At 24.1% G+C, this 473-nt stretch carries 1 protein-coding gene; it reads right to left on the bottom strand.

The window, feature by feature from the left end; translation table 11 throughout:
- Nucleotides 1-473: toprim domain-containing protein (locus JG677_RS08580; protein WP_200286224.1), on the bottom strand; the 473-nt coding region annotated here is incomplete at both ends.

The raw sequence follows: 473 nt of genomic DNA, 5'->3' as shown, positions 1-473 counted from the left end.
AAAAATTCTTTTTTAAACCAAAAACCTTAGATATAAGCAAATCATCGTTAAAATCTTTTAATTTTGGATTTTCTTCTATAATTTCTCTTTCTTTAAAACATTGCTTCGTTTTTAAGTTAAAATCAAGTCCTTTTTCGTCATTATCAAAACCTAAAACGATCTTGGCATTTTTTGCATTCTTTTCAAAATACATAAAAATTTCTTTATGAGCTTTTGTAATTTGTCCATTTGTAGCACAAAGTAAAGTATCATTTGGATTATAATTTTTAAGTTCAAAAAGACTAAGACTATCTATCATACTTTCTGTAATAATAATAGTTTTTATATTCTCTATTTTTTGTTTATTATCTTTATTTCTAATAATTTCAAGTCCTTTATTTCCATAACAAAGTTGTTTAATGGGTTTGCTATATATATTACCTTGCTTATCGTGTGTAATTGGCTTTCTTAGATAAGCTATATAACCGCTAGAA

It is taken from the genome of Campylobacter sp. TTU-622 (genome assembly GCF_016598965.1).
Classification (GTDB): domain Bacteria; phylum Campylobacterota; class Campylobacteria; order Campylobacterales; family Campylobacteraceae; genus Campylobacter_D.
Note: the sequence above shows the minus strand (reverse complement) of the source record. Positions and strands in the feature narration are given on the sequence as shown.